At 65.5% G+C, this 17049-nt stretch carries 9 protein-coding genes; 7 read left to right on the forward strand and 2 right to left on the reverse strand.

Annotated features, from left to right (window positions below; all coding sequences use genetic code 11):
• Positions 1–79: 79 nt before the first annotated feature.
• A complete protein-coding gene (gene recN, locus C2L64_RS15025; RefSeq protein WP_090836998.1) occupies positions 80–1747 on the forward strand; it encodes a DNA repair protein RecN in 1668 nt (555 codons plus the stop codon).
• Positions 1748–1800: 53 nt separating this feature from the next.
• On the opposite strand, the gene glnE is transcribed toward recN, so the two are convergent.
• Positions 1801–4593, reverse strand: a complete 2793-nt coding sequence (glnE, locus tag C2L64_RS15030; protein ID WP_244144566.1) for a bifunctional [glutamate--ammonia ligase]-adenylyl-L-tyrosine phosphorylase/[glutamate--ammonia-ligase] adenylyltransferase — start codon at positions 4591–4593, stop codon at positions 1801–1803.
• Between the two features lie 186 nt (positions 4594–4779).
• Between glnE and C2L64_RS15035 the strand changes: the two genes are divergently transcribed.
• The 4 genes from C2L64_RS15035 (at position 4780) to aroG (ending at position 13013) form a co-directional block, all read left to right on the forward strand.
• The gene (locus tag C2L64_RS15035) at positions 4780–9024 is read left to right on the forward strand and encodes a YhdP family protein (protein ID WP_079498897.1); all 4245 of its coding nucleotides are present in this window, start codon (positions 4780–4782) and stop codon (positions 9022–9024) included.
• Positions 9025–9138: 114 nt separating this feature from the next.
• Positions 9139–9987 carry a carbon-nitrogen hydrolase family protein gene (locus C2L64_RS15040; RefSeq protein ID WP_090837004.1) on the forward strand — a complete coding sequence of 283 codons (849 nt, stop codon included), beginning with the start codon at positions 9139–9141 and terminating at the stop codon, positions 9985–9987.
• A gap of 98 nt (positions 9988–10085) precedes the next feature.
• Positions 10086–11552, forward strand: a complete 1467-nt coding sequence (gene tldD / locus C2L64_RS15045) for a metalloprotease TldD (protein WP_007578605.1) — start codon at positions 10086–10088, stop codon at positions 11550–11552.
• Positions 11553–11939: 387 nt separating this feature from the next.
• Positions 11940–13013, forward strand: coding sequence for a 3-deoxy-7-phosphoheptulonate synthase AroG (gene aroG / locus C2L64_RS15050; RefSeq protein ID WP_007578607.1), 1074 nt, complete (start codon positions 11940–11942; stop codon positions 13011–13013).
• 165 nt (positions 13014–13178) lie between these two features.
• Here aroG and C2L64_RS15060 read toward each other — a convergent pair whose 3' ends face one another.
• The gene (locus C2L64_RS15060; protein ID WP_007578609.1) at positions 13179–13757 is read right to left on the reverse strand and encodes a cob(I)yrinic acid a,c-diamide adenosyltransferase; all 579 of its coding nucleotides are present in this window, start codon (positions 13755–13757) and stop codon (positions 13179–13181) included.
• Positions 13758–13961: 204 nt separating this feature from the next.
• Between C2L64_RS15060 and C2L64_RS15065 the strand changes: the two genes are divergently transcribed.
• Together C2L64_RS15065 and C2L64_RS15070 are read left to right on the forward strand one after the other, a co-directional pair.
• On the forward strand, positions 13962–15374 hold the full coding sequence (locus C2L64_RS15065; protein WP_007578611.1) for an FAD-linked oxidase C-terminal domain-containing protein: 1413 nt from the start codon (positions 13962–13964) through the stop codon (positions 15372–15374).
• Positions 15375–15446: 72 nt separating this feature from the next.
• Positions 15447–16952: an FAD-linked oxidase C-terminal domain-containing protein gene (locus C2L64_RS15070; RefSeq protein ID WP_007578613.1), complete on the forward strand. Its 1506-nt coding sequence runs from the start codon at positions 15447–15449 to the stop codon at positions 16950–16952.
• Positions 16953–17049: the final 97 nt, after the last annotated feature.

Here is a 17049-nt window from a genome sequence, read left to right on the forward strand (position 1 = left end):
AGCGCCGCCTGCTGCCAGGCCCGAGCGTAACGACAACACACCACACCAACTCACGCCAGCCACGCCACACAGACGAGCCATGCTCCGCCACCTCTCGATACGCGACTTCGTCATCGTCGCCGCGCTCGATCTTGAATTCGACAGCGGCTTCACAGTCTTTTCCGGCGAAACGGGTGCCGGCAAATCCATTCTCATCGACGCGCTTGCGCTGGCGCTCGGCGCACGCGCCGATGCGAGCGTCGTGCGCAACGGCGAGGCGCGCGCGGACATCACGGCCGAGTTCGACACGCATCCGGACGTCGACGCATGGCTCGATGAACAGGCGCTTGCCGCCATCGAGACGGAGCACGGCAATACGGTGATGCTGCGCCGCGTGGTCGACGGCAACGGCCGCTCGCGGGCTTTCATCAACGGCACGGCGGCGACGCTCACGCAATTGCGCGAACTCGGCGAAATGTTCGTCGATATTCACGGCCAGCATGCGCATCAACTGCTGATGCGGCCCGATGCGCAGCGCGAACTGTTCGACACGCATGCCGGGCTGCTCGACACGAAGGCCGCCGTGACCCGCGCATGGCGCACCTGGCGCGATGCGGCGCAGGCCGTCGAAACCTCGCAGAGCAAGGACCGCGAACTGCAACTCGAACGCGAGCGTCTTGCATGGCAGCTCGCGGAACTCGACAAGCTCTCGCCGCAGCCCGGCGAGTGGGAAGAGGTCAACGTCGAGCACCGGCGGCTGTCGCATTCGGCGAATCTGATCGACGGCGTGCAGGCGGCGCTGTCCGCGCTGTCCGAATCGGACGAAGCGATGCTCGGTCATCTGTCGTCCGTCATCTCGAAGGTGCGCGATCTCGCCGAGATCGATCCGGCGCTGAACGACGCCCTCGCCGCGCTCGAACCCGCCGAGATCCAGTTGCAGGAAGCCGCGTATTCGCTGAGCCACTACGCGCAGCGGCTGGAACTCGATCCCGACCGGCTCGCCCAGGTCGAGAAGCGCCTCGACGCGCTGCATTCGGCGGCACGCAAATTCCGCCTGCAACCGGAAACCTTGCCGAAAGAACATGAAGAGCGCCGCGAGCAGCTCGCGAAACTCGACGCCGCCGCCGATCTCGACGCGCTGCGCGCCGCCGAGGCGAAGGCGAAAGACGCGTATCTCGCGGACGCGAAGGTGCTGTCGAAGGCGCGCGCGAAAGCCGCGAAGGCGCTGGGCGCTGCGGTGACGACGGGCATGCAGGAACTGTCGATGGCGGGCGGCAGCTTCGAAGTCGCGCTCGTGCCCCTGCCCGACGGCGGCGCGCATGGGATGGAGCAGATCGAATTCCGCGTCGCGGGCCATGCGGGCGTGCCGTTGCGACCGCTGGCAAAGGTGGCCTCGGGCGGCGAACTCGCGCGTATCAGTCTCGCGCTCTCGGTGATCGCGAGCGCGGCCAGCCCGACGCCGACGCTGATCTTCGACGAAGTGGACACGGGGATCGGCGGCGGTGTCGCGGAAGTGGTCGGGCGCCTCCTGCATCAGCTCGGCGAGCAGCGCCAGGTGCTATGCGTGACGCACCTGCCGCAAGTCGCGGCGCGCGGCGATCACCACTTCCAGGTCGCGAAGAGCAGCAAGGGCAAGAACGGCACGGTCAGCACGGTGACGTCGCTGGACAAGACGAGCCGTATCGAAGAAGTCGCGCGCATGCTCGGCGGCCTGGCAATCACGGCCACCACGCGCAAGCACGCGAAGGAAATGCTCACGACGGCGTGAAACGCCCGTCATGGCGCGGCGCGGACTTCAACGCTCCGCGCCGCCGCGCAACCTCATCCAAACACCCGCCGCCACAGCCGCAGCACGGCCTCGCGTTCGTTCTCAACGGCGTGCGGCTCGACGCGAGCCTTCTCCATGCCGTCGAGCCGCAGCTTGTGCTGCAGCTTCCGATACGTCCGGTAAGCTGCGCCCACGGTATCGGCCTCCTCGCCGCTCATCAGCCCGAAGCGCGACACCTCGCGCAACAGCGCAATATTGCCCGTATTGCGGATCAGCTCGGGATCGCGCGCCGCGTGCAGCAGCACCCAGTACTGCACGGTGAATTCGATGTCGACCATGCCGCCGCGATCGTGCTTCAGATCGAACAGCTCGGTCCGGTTCGGATGGCCTTCCTCGACGCGCCGCCGCATGTCGACGATCTCGGCGGCGAGCGTCGCGGCGTCGCGCGGCGTCGTCAGCACCTGTTCGCGGATCGCCTCGAACTGCGCGCCGACAGCGGGATCGCCCGCACAGTAGCGGGCGCGCGTCAGCGCCTGGTGTTCCCAGACCCACGCCGTATTGGCGGCATCGCCCTCGCGCAGCTGATAGCGGCGGAACGCGTCGAGATCGGTCACGAGCAGGCCCGATTCGCCGTTCGGACGCAGCCGCAAGTCGACGTCGAACAGCGTGCCCGCGCCCGTCGCCGTCGTGAGCCACGTGATCAGGCGGCGCGTGAAGGTCGCGTAGATGTCGGATGCGTTGTCGTCCGGATCGTCGTACAGGAAGATCAGGTCGAGGTCCGACGCGTAGCCGAGCTCCTTTCCGCCCAGCTTGCCGTACGCGATGATCGCAAAGCGCGGCACCGCGCGATGGCGCTTGGCCAACTGGTTCCACACGGCCTCGATGGTCACGTCGAGCACGGCATCCGCGAGTTCGGACAAACGGTCGCTGACATGCTCGACGCTCAGCTTGCCAGCCAGATCGATCAGCAGAATGCGGAACACCTCGGCCTGATGCGCGTGACGCAGCAAATCCATCTGCTGCTCGACGCCGTCGGCGGCCGCGAGCCGCGCGCGCAACGTGCGCTTGAACTCCGGCCAGTCGAACGGGCTCGCCATCGCTTCGTCGTCGAGCAGTTCGTCGAGCAGTTGCGGATGGCGGATCAGGTAGCCCGCCGCCCAGCGCGAAGCGCCCAGTACCGACAGCACGCGGTGCAGCGCCTGCGGATATTCAGTCAGCAGCGCAAGATAGGCCCCGCGCCGCCCGATGGCTTCGAGCAGGTCGAACAGGCGCACGAGAATATCGCCGCGCCGCTCGGCAGGCTCCAGCGTGTGCGCAGCCTCGAGCGCGCGCTGCGCGACGATGTCGAAGCGTTGGCGGCTGCGCTCCGCAAGGCCCGCATAGCGCGACGACTGCCACACAGCCTTCAGGCGCGCGAGCAACTCGGCGGGGTGCTCGATGCCAAGCTCGACGAGCCGCGCGGCGAGCGCTTCATCGGCGCTGTCGTCGGCGAGCGCGCTGCTCCAGACCCACACGGCCGCGCCGTCTTCGCGCGCGCCGCAGCCGCCTTGCCCACTCACCTTGTCGGCGAATATCTGGTCGAACTGCTGCTCGACCAGTTCGCGATGCGCTTCGAGCTTCGTCATCAGCGACGCGTAATCGTCGAAACCCATCGCCTGCGCGAGATGCACGCGCTCGGTCGGATCGACGGGCATTGCGTGGGTTTGCGCATCGTTTCTGTATTGCAGACGGTGCTCAAGGTCGCGCAGAAACAGATACGCGCTCGTCAGATCCGCGCACACGCCCGGCGAAATGAGACCGCGCGCAGCCGCGTGGCGCAGCACGACGAGCGTCGGACGCACGCGAAAGCCCGCGTCCTGGCCGCCGCGTATCAACTGGAACACCTGCGCGCTGAATTCGATTTCGCGGATGCCGCCGCGCCCGAGCTTGATGTCGTCGGCCTTGTCGGGGCGCATCGACGCGCGCCGCTGCGCCTCCTGGCGGATCTGCAGATGCAGCGAACGGATCGCGCTGATCACGCCGAAGTCCAGATAGCGCCGGTAGATGAACGGCTTCACGATCGCGTCGAGCTGCTTCGACAGCCGGCGCGCCGAATCGCTCGCATGCTCGGATACAAGGCGGCCCTTGATCCACGCATACCGCTCCCACTCGCGGCCCTGCACGTAGAAATATTCTTCGAGCATGCCGAGGCTGCACACGAGCGGCCCCGAATCGCCGTTCGGCCGCAGCCGCATGTCGACGCGAAACACATAGCCGTCCGCCGTCACCTCGGCGAGCGCCGCGATCAGCCGTTTGCCGAGGCGCGTGAAGAAGTCCTGGGTGGCGATCGGCGAACGCTGGCCGCCCGTCGTCTCGCCGTCGTCCTCATAGACGAAGATCAGATCGATATCCGACGACACGTTCAGCTCGCGTCCACCCAGCTTGCCCATGCCGACCACGCCCAACGACAGCCGCTCGCCCTGCGTGCCGCGCGGCTCGCCATAAAGCGCTTCGAGATCGGCGCTGACCACGGCCATCGCGCGCTGGACCGTCGCTTCGGCGAGATCGGCCATCGTGCCCGTCACTTCCGCCACGTCGGCAGCGCCGGACAGGTCGCGCTCCATCACGGCGCAGAACACTTCCGCGCGAAGCTGGCGCAGCACCTTTTTCAGTGCGTCTTCGGAGAGTTGCGCATCGGGCGTCGCGCGCAGCGCGTCCGTCAGCGCGTCGAGACGCTCGTCGATCCGCTCGCGGGTGATGGGCGCCCCCGCCAGTGCCGCAACACGCGTCGCGAGAACGTCGTGCGCCGCATAGGCACGCGACGCGTAGTACGAATAGCTGGAACTCAACAGGGATGGTTCGGTCATCAAAGATCTGGCTCGCTGGTTGCTTGGGTTCCTGCCTCGGGCCGTCGCAGCCGGAACTCGCTCACGCTGCCGACACCCCGTGTGGCCTTGTCCACACAGGCCGCACCTTAAGTCCGTGGCCGCTGGCCCGTGTGATACATTTCCTGATTAGACCGCAAAACTAACATACGCCTACCCCGTCGCAGCATGTCCGAGCGAAACTCATCCGCCGACCCGCACGAAGCTGGACGCGTCAAGCCCGTAGGCGGGCACGATCACGCAGTGCTGCGGCACACGCTGCGGGTCCTCCTTGGCATTGCGCTGTTCCTGTATTTCGTTGTCGTGCTGGCCGTGCTCGGCCTGCGCTACATCGTGCTGCCTCACGCCGATTCGTTCCGGCCGAAAATCGAGGCGGTCGTCTCCGAAAAAATTCACGCCCAGCTCAAGATCGGCAAGATCGCGCCGCACTGGACGGGCTTCCAGCCCGGCCTCGAAGTCACCGACGTCACCATCACCAACCGCGACGGCAAGGTCGCGCTGAACATTCCGCATGCGAGCGCGACCGTCTCGTGGTCGTCCGTCTGGAAGCTCGCGCCGATCCTGTCGAGCGTGATCGTCGACAAACCGGATCTGCTGATCGAGCGTGAAACGGACGGCTCGCTGACCGTCGCGGGCGTGATGGTGCCGACCACGCATTCAGGCAACGACACCTTCAGCACGTGGCTGCTGCGCCAGGAGGCGATGATCCTGCGCGGCGGCACGCTGCGCTGGCACGACGCGCGTCGCGACGCGCCCGAGATCGCGCTGCAGGACATCCGCCTCGCAATCCTCAGCGACGGCTACGATCACCGCCTCGCCCTGCAGGCGCCGCCCAACGGCAAGCTGCTGTTCGGCCCGCTCGACTTTCGCGCGCACTTCCGGCACACGCGCCTCGCGGCGATGGGCAAACCGATCAACTGGACGGGCGAGGCCTACATATCGGCGGGTCCCGTCGATCTGCCGACGCTCGCCCGTTACATGGACTTCCCGATCGAAACCTACGCGGGCCGCGTCGACAACGCGATCTGGCTGCAGTTCACGCAGGGCCGCGTGCGCTCGGCCTCGGGCGAACTGTCGGGCAACAACATCGCGCTGCGCGTGAAGCCGACGCAGCCGAAGCTCGACGTGCCCGTCGCGAACTTTTCGTGGGCTGTCGCGCACGACGGCGACGAGTGGACGCTCGACCTGAACAACCTGCGCGCTGAACTCGGTCAGCCGCCGCTCGACGACGGCACGCCCGTGGCCCGCATCCTCGCGCTGCACACGCTGTCGAGCCGCTACCGGATGCCGAGCGTCCAGCACGGCCAGCTGATCAGCATTTCGGGCGATCGCGTCGATCTCGGCGTGCTCGTGGAATTCAGCCGCGCGCTGCCGCTGCCCAAGCGCATTCTGAACAATCTCGTGCGCTTCGACCCGCGCGGGCTGGTAGCGAACTACACGATCGAGGTCGAGCGCGGCAAGCCCGATTCGGGCCAGGCCGCCACCGAGCATCGCGAGCCGGGCGCGGAACCCATCGTGCGGTATCGCTTCAAGGGCGATCTGCAGGGCATCAGCGTCGCCGCGCAGGAGCCGCCGCCGGGGCTGACCGCGAGGAACCACCCGCGCGCGGGCATTCCGGGCATCGAGAATCTGTGGGGCACGATCGACGCCGACGAAAAGCACGGCTCGATTTCCATCGATACAGCCAACGCCGCGCTCACGCTGCCCGGCGTATTCGACGACCCGCGACTCACGTTCGACCATCTGAGCGGCAAAGGCACGTGGACGATCGCGTCCGTCATCGATCCGGGCCAGCGGCACAAGGCGTTCAAGGTCGATGTGTCGGAACTGAAGGTGTCGAATGCGGATACGGCGGCAAAGGCGACGGCCAGCTACTCGAACGTCGGCAGCGGGCGTGGCTCGCTCGACCTGAAGGCCGACTTCGAGCGGGCGCAGGTCACGCGCATCACGCGCTATCTGCCCACCAGCATCAGCGAAAAACTGCGCGCCTATCTGACTCACGGCTTGCAGGCGGGCGTGTCACACGGCGGCACGATCGAGATTCACGGCAATCTTGAGAAATTCCCCTACTCGCGCGACCCGAGCGCGGGCGTGTTCAGAATCGTCGCGCCGTTCAAGGGCGGGCGCTTCGACCCGTCGCCGTATCCGCCGCGCACGCTGAAAAACGGCGCGCCGAACGTGTGGCCCGCGCTGGACGGCATCGACGGCACGTTCCAGCTGAAAGAGAAACTGCTGCGCTTCGACGTCGACCGCGCGCATTACAAGGGCGTCGCCATGCACAAGGTGACGGGCAAGATCGACGACCTCGGCAACCGCGCATCGAGCCTCATCATCGCGGGCGACGGACACGGGCCGCTCGCCGACATGCTCGACTACGTGAACAACAGCGCGCTCGGCGGGATGGCGAAGCATGAAACGGAAAAGATTCATGCCGAAGGCCCCGCCGCGCTCGCGCTCAAGCTGACCGTGCCGCGCAACCCGCCCACGCCGCTGGGCGCCACACCGCCGAAAGTGCGTGTCGCGGTGGAAGGCTCGCTCGCGTTCGAGAACGACCGGCTTGCGGTGGACAACGTCCCGCCGCTGTCGCAATTGCGCGGCAAGGTGCACTTCACCGAGCGCACCGCACAGGTCGACGGGCTGACGGGGCAGTTCATGGGCGGCGAAGTGCGCGCGAAAGGTGGCCTCAACGACCAAGGCGCCTATGCGCTCAACCTGTCAGGCCAGGTCGCCGTCGATGCTGCCCGCGACCTGAATCTGCGCGGTCTGCCCGCGCAGGTGCTGACGCGGATGAACGGCAGCGCGCCCTACGACATCAGCGTGCGCGGCGCGAAAGGCGGACTGCCCGACGTCGCCGTTCACTCGGACCTGACGGGGCTCGCGCTCAATTTGCCCGCGCCGTTCAACAAGCCCATCGGCACGCCGATGCCGTTCGATTTCACGTTCCGGCCGACTGTCGGGAACGGCGGCAGCAGCGTGGACGCAAGCAATGGCAGCGCGACCGGCAACGGGTTGCAACGCGCCGACCTCACGTTCGGCCCGATCGCGGCGACCTATCTGCTGCGCCACACGCCTGGCCAGCCACCCGAAGTCGTGCGCGGCGTGGTCGGCGTGAACCGGACGGCGGAGTTGCCATCGGAAGGCGTGATCGCCGCCGTGGACATCGACGCGCTCGACGCCGACGCGTGGCGCGCCCTGTTCCTGCAGATGCGCAAGGCCAACGAAGGCGTCGCCCCCGTACCGCCCAGCGCGACGGCCGCGCAATTCATGCCGAACCGCTTCGCGATCCACATCGGCACGCTGACGCTGCTCAAGCGTCACTGGGAAAGCGTGGTGGTCGGCGCCTCGCACAACGACCGCCAGTGGCAGGCGAATATCGCGTCGAACCAGGTGTCGGGCCACCTGTCATGGGTGCCGGGCGCGCAGCCGGGATCGCCGGGCACGCTGCAGGCGCGGCTCGCGCGGCTCGTGATTCCGTCGGCGACCGAGAACGATCTGCTTGGTCCCGCGATCAACCAGCCCGCGCAAAACATTCCGTCGATCGATCTCGTCGTCAACGAACTGATCGTGCGCGAGCGCAACATCGGCAAGCTCGAAGTCAACGCGCATAACTTCGAGGACAACGGCACGCCCGTCTGGCAACTCGATTCGCTCGAAATCACCAACCCGGCCGCCGTGCTGAAGGCGACGGCAAACTGGCGCACGGGCCGCAATTACGGCGCGAACCAGGACGACGAAGCCGAGCGGAGCACCGAGCTCGATTTCAAACTGGACATCAAGGACGCGGGTCTGCTGCTCGAACGCGCCGGACTGCCGCGCACGCTGAAGGCGGGCGAAGGGTCGCTGGCGGGCAAACTCGGCTGGCGCGGCGGCCCGACCAAGCCCGACTATCCGACGCTCAACGGCAATCTCGCCGTCGATCTGCGGCACGGGCAGATTCTCAAGGTCGATCCGGGCGTCGCGAAGCTGCTCGGCGTGCTGAGCCTGCAAAGCCTCGCGCGCTACGCGTCGATGAATTTCCGTGACGTGATCGGCGAAGGGCTGCCGTTCGAGCACGTCACGGGGACCGCGCAGGTCGTGAACGGCATCGGCTCGACGAACAACTTCGAACTGGTGACAGCGCCGGCGCGCGCCGAAATGAAAGGCACCGTCGATATGACAACCGAAACGCAGGATCTGAACGTGCATGTCGTGCCGACCGTCAGCGCGGGCGCGGGCGTCGTCGCGGCGGCCATCATCAATCCGCTGCTCGGCATTGCCGCGCTGGTCGGCGATTTTGCGCTGTCGCATTCGATCGAACATGCGTTCGCACGCGATTACTCGATCACGGGCTCATGGGCCAAACCGCACGTCGAGCGGGTACATGGAGATAGCGGTAATATGAACGCGCCGGCCGCCATCGCGACGCCGAACTGAGGGCCGAACCGCGGTTCCGATGTTTCTTGCGATGGCTGGCGCGCCCGATGCATCGGGCGCGAACTCCGGCGTCCGCTGTCCGTACTGCCCATTGCAGGAGTCTTTCGAACGCCTATGAGCGACCTGAACACGCAGTCCGCGAAGTCCTTTCCCCACGCTGGTCCCTTCCGCGTCGCCGCGTTGCAGATGGTGAGCACGCCGGACCGCGACCGCAATCTCGCCGATGCCGACCAACTGATCGCGCAAGCCGCCGCCGACGGCGCGCAGCTCGTCCTGCTGCCCGAGTACTTCTGCTTCATGGGCTACAAGGACACCGACAAGCTCACCGTGCGCGAACCGTACGGCGACGGCCCGATCCAGCGCTTTCTCGCCGACGCCGCGCGCCGGCACAAGGTCTGGGTGATCGGCGGCACGCTGCCTTTGACGGCGCCTGAAGAAACCCGGGTGCTGAACACGACGCTTGTGTTCGATCCGCAGGGCAACGAGGCCGCGCGCTACGACAAGATCCATCTGTTCAATTTCGAGAAAGGCGAGGAATCGTTCGACGAGGCGCGCACGATCCGCCCCGGCGACACCGTCCGCACGTTCGACGCGCCGTTCGGGCGCGTCGGCCTGTCCGTCTGCTACGATCTACGCTTTCCCGAGCTGTACCGGCGCATGGGCGACTGCGCGCTGATCGTCGTGCCGTCCGCCTTCACGTACACGACGGGCCGCGCGCACTGGGAAACGCTACTGCGCGCGCGGGCTGTCGAGAATCAGTGCTACGTGCTGGCCGCTGCACAGGGCGGCAAGCATGAGAACGGCCGGCGCACGTGGGGCCATACCATGCTGATCGACCCGTGGGGCGAAATCATCGACGTGCGCGACGAAGGCGCGGGCGTCGTCGCGGGCAATATCGAGCGCTCACGTATCGACGAAGTCCGGCAGAGTCTGCCCGCCTGGCGTCACCGCGTGCTCAGCTGATTACGTTTGACATGAACCGCACGTATTGAAAGTGCCGCCAAAGTCACCCATCTGACTGGCGTGCACCCACCGAATACCCTGAATCGAGCGAACTTCGCATGAACATCATCGAACCCAGCATCCGTAATCTCGCGACGGCCAAAGACGTACTCCTCACGCCGTACGGCCTTGACGAAGGCGTGCTGACCCGCACGCTCGCCGAAATTTTCACGCATCGCGTCGACTACGCGGACCTCTATTTCCAGGCCACGCGCAGCGAAGCGTGGAGCCTCGAGGAAGGCATCGTCAAATCGGGCAGCTTCAGCATCGACCAGGGCGTCGGCGTACGCGCCGTGTCGGGCGATCGCACGGCGTTCGCGTATTCGGACGACCTGTCGCCCGAAGCGATCCGCCAGGCCGCGATCGCCACGCGCGCGATCGCGAAAGCGGGCGGCGGCAAGCAGAAGATCAAGGCGGCATCGACGCTGACGGGCGTGTCCGGGCGCGATCTGTATCTGCCGTCCGATCCGCTGCATTCGCTCGACGCCACCGCGAAGGTCAAGCTGCTCGAGCGCATCGAACAGATGGCGCGCGGCCGCGATCCGCGCATCACGCAGGTGATGGCGGGCCTCGCGGGTGAATACGACGTCGTGCTGGTCGCGCGCAGCGACGGCGCGCTGGCCGCGGACATCCGCCCGCTCGTGCGCGTGTCGGTGACGGTGATCGCCGAGCAGAACGGCCGCCGCGAAATCGGCAGCGGCGGCGGCGGCGGACGTTACGACTACGGCTATTTCACGGACGAGCTTCTGTCGAAGTACGTCGACGACGCTGTGCACGCGGCTTTGGTGAACCTCGACGCGCGTCCGGCCCCTGCCGGCGCGATGACGGTCGTGCTCGGACCGGGCTGGCCCGGCGTGCTGCTGCACGAAGCGATCGGCCACGGTCTGGAAGGCGACTTCAACCGCAAGGGCTCGTCGGCGTTCGCCGGGCGCATCGGTGAGCAGGTCGCGGCGAAGGGCGTGACAGTGGTCGACGACGGCACGCTGCCGAACCGCCGCGGCTCGCTCAACATCGACGACGAAGGCAACCCGACGCAGTGCACGACGCTGATCGAAGACGGCATCCTGAAGGGCTACATCCAGGACACGCTGAATGCGCGCCTGATGAAAATGCCCGTGACGGGCAACGCGCGCCGCGAATCGTATGCCGCCCTGCCGATGCCGCGCATGACCAACACGTACATGCTCAACGGCGACAAGGATCCGCAGGAAATCATCGCGTCCGTGAAGAATGGGCTGTATGCGGTGAACTTCGGCGGCGGGCAGGTCGACATCACGAACGGCAAGTTCGTGTTTTCGGCATCCGAGGCGTACATGATCGAAAACGGCAAGATCACGTATCCCGTCAAGGGCGCGACGCTGATCGGCAGCGGCCCGGAGTCGCTCAAGTATGTGAGCATGATCGGTAACGACATGTCGCTGGATACGGGCGTCGGCGTGTGCGGCAAGGAAGGCCAGAGCGTGCCCGTCGGCGTCGGTCAGCCCACGCTGCGCATCGACAAGATGACGGTCGGCGGAACGGTGTAATTCCTGGCGTCTCGCACGTTTAGCGCATCTCAGGTGCAAAACGTGCGGGATTTCCGCATTTTTGGTGGCTGCAGCTTGCCAGCCGAGCAAACCTCGGGTTATAAAGCAAATCAACCTTTTTGACGAGCCATCCCTTTTTCGCCATGTCCGCCAAGTTTTATTTTTATTTCTTTTGGGCATCTCAGACCGCTGGCGGATCGAGAGGGGTGTGAACGTACATAAGCACCTGAAATTCCCGAAAAAACCGCCAGCGAGTCTGGCGGTTTTTTTTTCGTCCCTAACAACTTTGACTGTGACCTTTTTAGCCTGTTGACCTGTTCGCCGCGGCGCCGTCGTCAGATAGCAGACCGCTCGAACCGCGCTACTAAACGAATCGAGGAGAAACCCATGCCCCCGCACAATACCGACGATGTCCGCATCCGCGAATTGAAAGAACTGACGCCGCCCGCGCACCTGATCCGCGAATTCCCGTGCGACGAAAAGGTGTCGGACCTGATCTTCAATGCGCGCCAGTCGATGCATCGGATCCTGCACGGCATGGACGACCGCCTGATCGTCATCATCGGGCCGTGCTCGATTCACGACCCGAAGGCCGCGATGGAATACGCCGGCCGCCTGATCGAGCAGCGCAAGCGCTTCGCTGGCGAACTGGAAGTCGTCATGCGCGTGTACTTCGAAAAGCCGCGCACGACGGTGGGCTGGAAGGGCCTCATCAACGACCCGTACATGGACAACAGTTTCAAGATCAACGACGGCCTGCGCGCCGCGCGCGAATTGCTGGTGAAGATCAACGAACTGGGTCTGCCCGCCGGCACCGAATACCTCGACATGATCAGCCCGCAGTACATCGCCGATCTGATCTCGTGGGGCGCGATCGGCGCGCGCACGACGGAGTCCCAGGTGCATCGTGAACTCGCGTCGGGCCTGTCATGCCCCGTCGGCTTCAAGAACGGCACCGACGGCAACGTGAAGATCGCCGTCGACGCGATCAAGGCGGCATCGCAGCCGCACCATTTCCTGTCGGTGACCAAGGGTGGCCACTCGGCGATCGTCTCGACGGCAGGCAATGAGGACTGCCACATCATCCTGCGCGGCGGCAAGACGACGAACTACGACGCCGACAGCGTGAACGCCGCGTGCAGCGACATCGGCAAGGCCGGCCTTGCAGCGCGCCTGATGATCGACGCGAGCCACGCAAACAGCTCGAAGAAGCACGAGAACCAGATTCCCGTGTGCGCGGATATCGGCCGCCAGATCGCCGCGGGCGACGAGCGCATCGTCGGTGTGATGGTCGAATCGCATCTCGTCGCGGGCCGTCAGGACCTGCAGGAAGGCTGCGAGTTGACCTACGGCCAGAGCGTCACGGACGCCTGCATCGGCTGGGACGACAGCATCGGCGTGCTGGAAGGTCTCGCCGATGCCGTCAAGCAGCGCCGCATTGCGCGCGGCAGCGGCAACTGAACGCCGCGGTTCTCTCATACACATGTCGCGCCCGGCTCATGCAGCCGGGCTTTTTTTGGCCATTCGGCCGAATCGAATTCACGATCGATACCCTCGTCGAAATGATGAGCCGTATCGGTAAGCCTGTGACGCTCGCGGTCGGCTGAGCGTCCTTGCATGTCGCACCTATTCGCCGCGCTGCGTGTCCGGTCTGTTCGCGCCGCGGTCGTGCCGCCATAGCACGTCGGCGCCGCCGTCCACCCGGTTCAGCACGCGTGCCAGCACAAACAGCAGATCGGACAGCCGGTTCACATACCGGCGCGGCGCATCGTTGATCGTCTCGACAGCGCCGAGCGCGACGATCGCACGTTCCGCGCGCCGGCAAACGGTGCGGCACACATGCGCAAGCGAAGCGGCGCGCGTGCCGGCCGGCAGAATGAATTCCTTGAGCGGCGGCAGCGTCGCGTTGTATTCGGCAAGCCACGCGTCGAGTTGCGCGAGATGGGTATCGGCAATCATCGAATGGCCCGGGATGCATAGTTCGCCGCCGAGATCGAACAGATCGTGCTGGATCGACGTGAGCGCGGCGCGGACATCGTCGGGCAAGGTTTCGCACAGCAGCACGCCGATGTTCGAGTTCAGTTCATCGACGTCGCCGATTGCGGCAATGCGCGCGTCGTCCTTGCGCACACGCTTGCCGTCGCCGAGACCTGTGGTGCCGTCGTCGCCCGTGCGCGTCGCGATCTTGCTCAAGCGGTTGCCCATGATGTCCGTGTCCTCATAATGTTCCGCGATGCATCCGTCCGGATATATCGCAGCGTGCCGTTCAGTTCGACCCATTATAGGGATACCGAGGGTATACCGAGCCCGGCGCGCGCTCCATCCGTCTGCAAGCATGGCGCCGCGCCAGCGGTCGATGGGCGTAAAATGGGCATCAACGATCAGAATATTCGCCAACAGGAGACGCAGGTGAACCATCCCGTGCCGCCCGCCCCCGTGCGCCGCCCCTTTCCTCCTGAACTTCTCACTGCGCTCAAGTCAGCATTCGGCGAACGCGTATCCACGTCCGAAGCCGTCCGAGCCCATCACGGCCGCGACGAGTCACCATTCGATCCGCAATTGCCCGACGCCGTCGTCTTCGCGCACAGCACCGAAGACGTACAGAGCATCGTCAAGCTGTGCGGTCAATACGACGTGCCCATCATTCCGTACGGCAACGGGTCTTCGCTCGAAGGCCATCTGCTCGCCGTGCAAGGTGGGGTGTCCATCGACCTTTCGGGAATGAACCGCGTGCTGTCGATCAACGCGGAAGATCTGACCGTCACCGTCGAGCCCGGCATTTCGCGCAAACAGTTGAACGAAGCGTTGCGGGACACAGGTCTGTTCTTCCCCATCGACCCCGGCGCCGACGCGAGCATCGGCGGGATGTCGGCGACGCGCGCGTCGGGCACGAACGCCGTGCGCTACGGCACGATGCGCGAAAACGTACTCGGCCTGACCGTCGTGCTCGCGGATGGCCGCGTGACCCAGACGGGTACGCGCGCGCGCAAGTCGGCGGCGGGCTACGACCTCACGCGCCTCTTTGTCGGCTCGGAAGGCACGCTCGGCGTCATCACCGAAATCACCGTGCGCCTGTACCCGCAACCCGAAGCGGTATCGGCGGCCGTCTGTACATTCCCTTCGATGGGCGATGCCGTGCGCGCGGTGATCGAAACCATCCAGATCGGCGTGCCGATTGCGCGTGTCGAGTTCGTCGACTCGCTCGCCGTCCGATCGATCAACCGTCATTCGAACCTGACGCTGCGCGAAGCGCCCACGCTGTTCTTCGAGTTTCACGGCACGGAAGCCGGCGTGAAGGAGCAAGCCGGGCTGGTGCAGGAAATCGCCGCGCAGAACAGCGGCGAAGGCTTCGAGTGGGCAACGCGTCCGGAAGACCGCAGCCGTCTGTGGAACGCGCGTCACAACGCGTACTTTGCGATGCTGCAACTCAAGCCCGGCAGCCGCGCCGTCACCACCGACGTTTGCGTGCCCATCTCGCGGCTCGCCGAATGCGTGGTCGAAACGGAAGAAGACCTGAAAGCCTCGCCGCTGCCCTGCCCGATTGTCGGGCACGTCGGCGACGGCAACTTCCACGTCGCCATGCTGATCGACCCGAACAAGCCGGAAGAACTGGAGGAAGCGGAGCGCCTGAATCATCGCATCGTGCAGCGCGCGCTGCGCATGGACGGCACCTGCACGGGCGAACATGGCGTGGGCCTGCACAAGATGGGCTTTCTGGTCGAAGAACACGGCCCCGTTGCCGTCGACGTGATGCGCTCGATCAAGCATTCGCTCGATCCGCGCAATCTGATGAATCCGGGCAAGATCTTTACGTGGGCCTAGGCCGGGCGTAATCGTAGAGCTGGCTGCGCAGCGCAACGACGCGCGCGCGGCCGTCGATGGAGGAGACATTCCATGAACGCACCCGGCGAGCTGTCCCCCGATCTGTCGCCCGAGATGCTTGCGCAACGTCAGCGCGAAGTCGTGCAAGCGTTGATGGCCGTGCTGCCAACGCATTGCCTTTTGTATCGCGAGGAAGACACTGTCGCGTACGAGTGCGATGGTCTGGCCGCATATCGGCGCTTGCCGCTGGCCGTCGCGTTGCCCGAGACGGAATCGCAGGTGCAGCGCATCGTGCAGATTTGCCACCGGTTGAACGTGCCGATCGTGCCGCGCGGCGCGGGCACGAGCCTGTCGGGCGGCGCGATGCCGATCCGGCATGGTGTCGTCGTGTCGCTCGCGCGCTTTCGCAAGATCATCGAGGTCGACCCGTATGCGCGCACGGCGACCGTGCAGCCGGGCGTGCGCAACCTGTCGATCTCGGAGGCGGCCGCGCCTTATGGTCTCTACTATGCGCCCGACCCTTCGTCGCAGATCGCCTGCACGATCGGCGGCAACGTCGCGGAAAATTCCGGCGGCGTGCACTGCCTGAAATACGGATTGACCGTCCATAACGTGATGCGCGTGCGCGCGGTCACGATGGAAGGCGAGATCGTCGAGTTCGGCTCGCTCAGTCCGGACGCGCCGGGCCTCGACCTGCTGGCTGTCGTGATCGGCAGCGAAGGCATGTTTGCGATCGTCACGGAAGTCACAGTCAAGCTGATTCCCAAGCCACAGGCCGCGCAGGTCATCATGGCGAGTTTCGACGACGTCGTGAAAGGCGGCGACGCCGTCGCGGGCATCATCGCCGCGGGCATCATCCCCGCCGGCCTGGAAATGATGGACAAGCCAGCCACGCGCGCCGTCGAGGAATTCGTGCAAGCGGGCTACGACCTCGACGCGGCGGCCATCCTGCTGTGCGAGTCGGACGGCACGCCCGAGGAAGTGAGCGAAGAAATCGTCCGGATGACGGCCGTGTTGCGCGAGCATGGCGCCACGCGCATCCAGATTTCGCGCACGGAGGCCGAACGGCTGCGCTTCTGGTCGGGCCGCAAGAATGCGTTCCCGGCCGCCGGCCGTATTTCGCCCGACTACTACTGTATGGACGGCACCGTGCCGCGCCGCAGCATCGGGCCGCTGCTCGCGCGCATCGAAGAGATGGAAAAGAAGTACAACCTGCGATGCATCAACGTGTTCCATGCGGGCGACGGCAACATGCATCCGCTGATCCTGTTCAACGGCAACGATCTCGACGAGTGGCACCGCGCCGAGGCATTCGGCTGCGACATTCTCGAAACGTGCGTCGAGCTGGGTGGAACGGTGACGGGCGAACATGGCGTGGGCATCGAGAAAATCAATTCGATGTGCGTGCAGTTTTCGCCGGAAGAACGCGATGCGTTCCACGCGGTCAAGCGCGCCTTCGATCCCGCCTGCCTGCTCAATCCCGACAAGGGCATCCCGACGCGCGCCCGCTGCGCCGAGTACGGCAAGATGCACGTGCGCGGAGGGCTGCTGCCTCATCCCGATATACCTCGTTTTTGAGTACCCGTTTTTGAGCACCTTCTTGCGCTGCCGGACCATGCACGCCTTTGAACCAACATAACGCATAAGCGCAGCAGTACGTTTTATACGGGTCCGA

The sequence above is a fragment of the Paraburkholderia hospita genome (assembly GCF_002902965.1).
In the GTDB taxonomy this organism is placed as follows: Bacteria; Pseudomonadota; Gammaproteobacteria; order Burkholderiales; family Burkholderiaceae; genus Paraburkholderia; species Paraburkholderia hospita.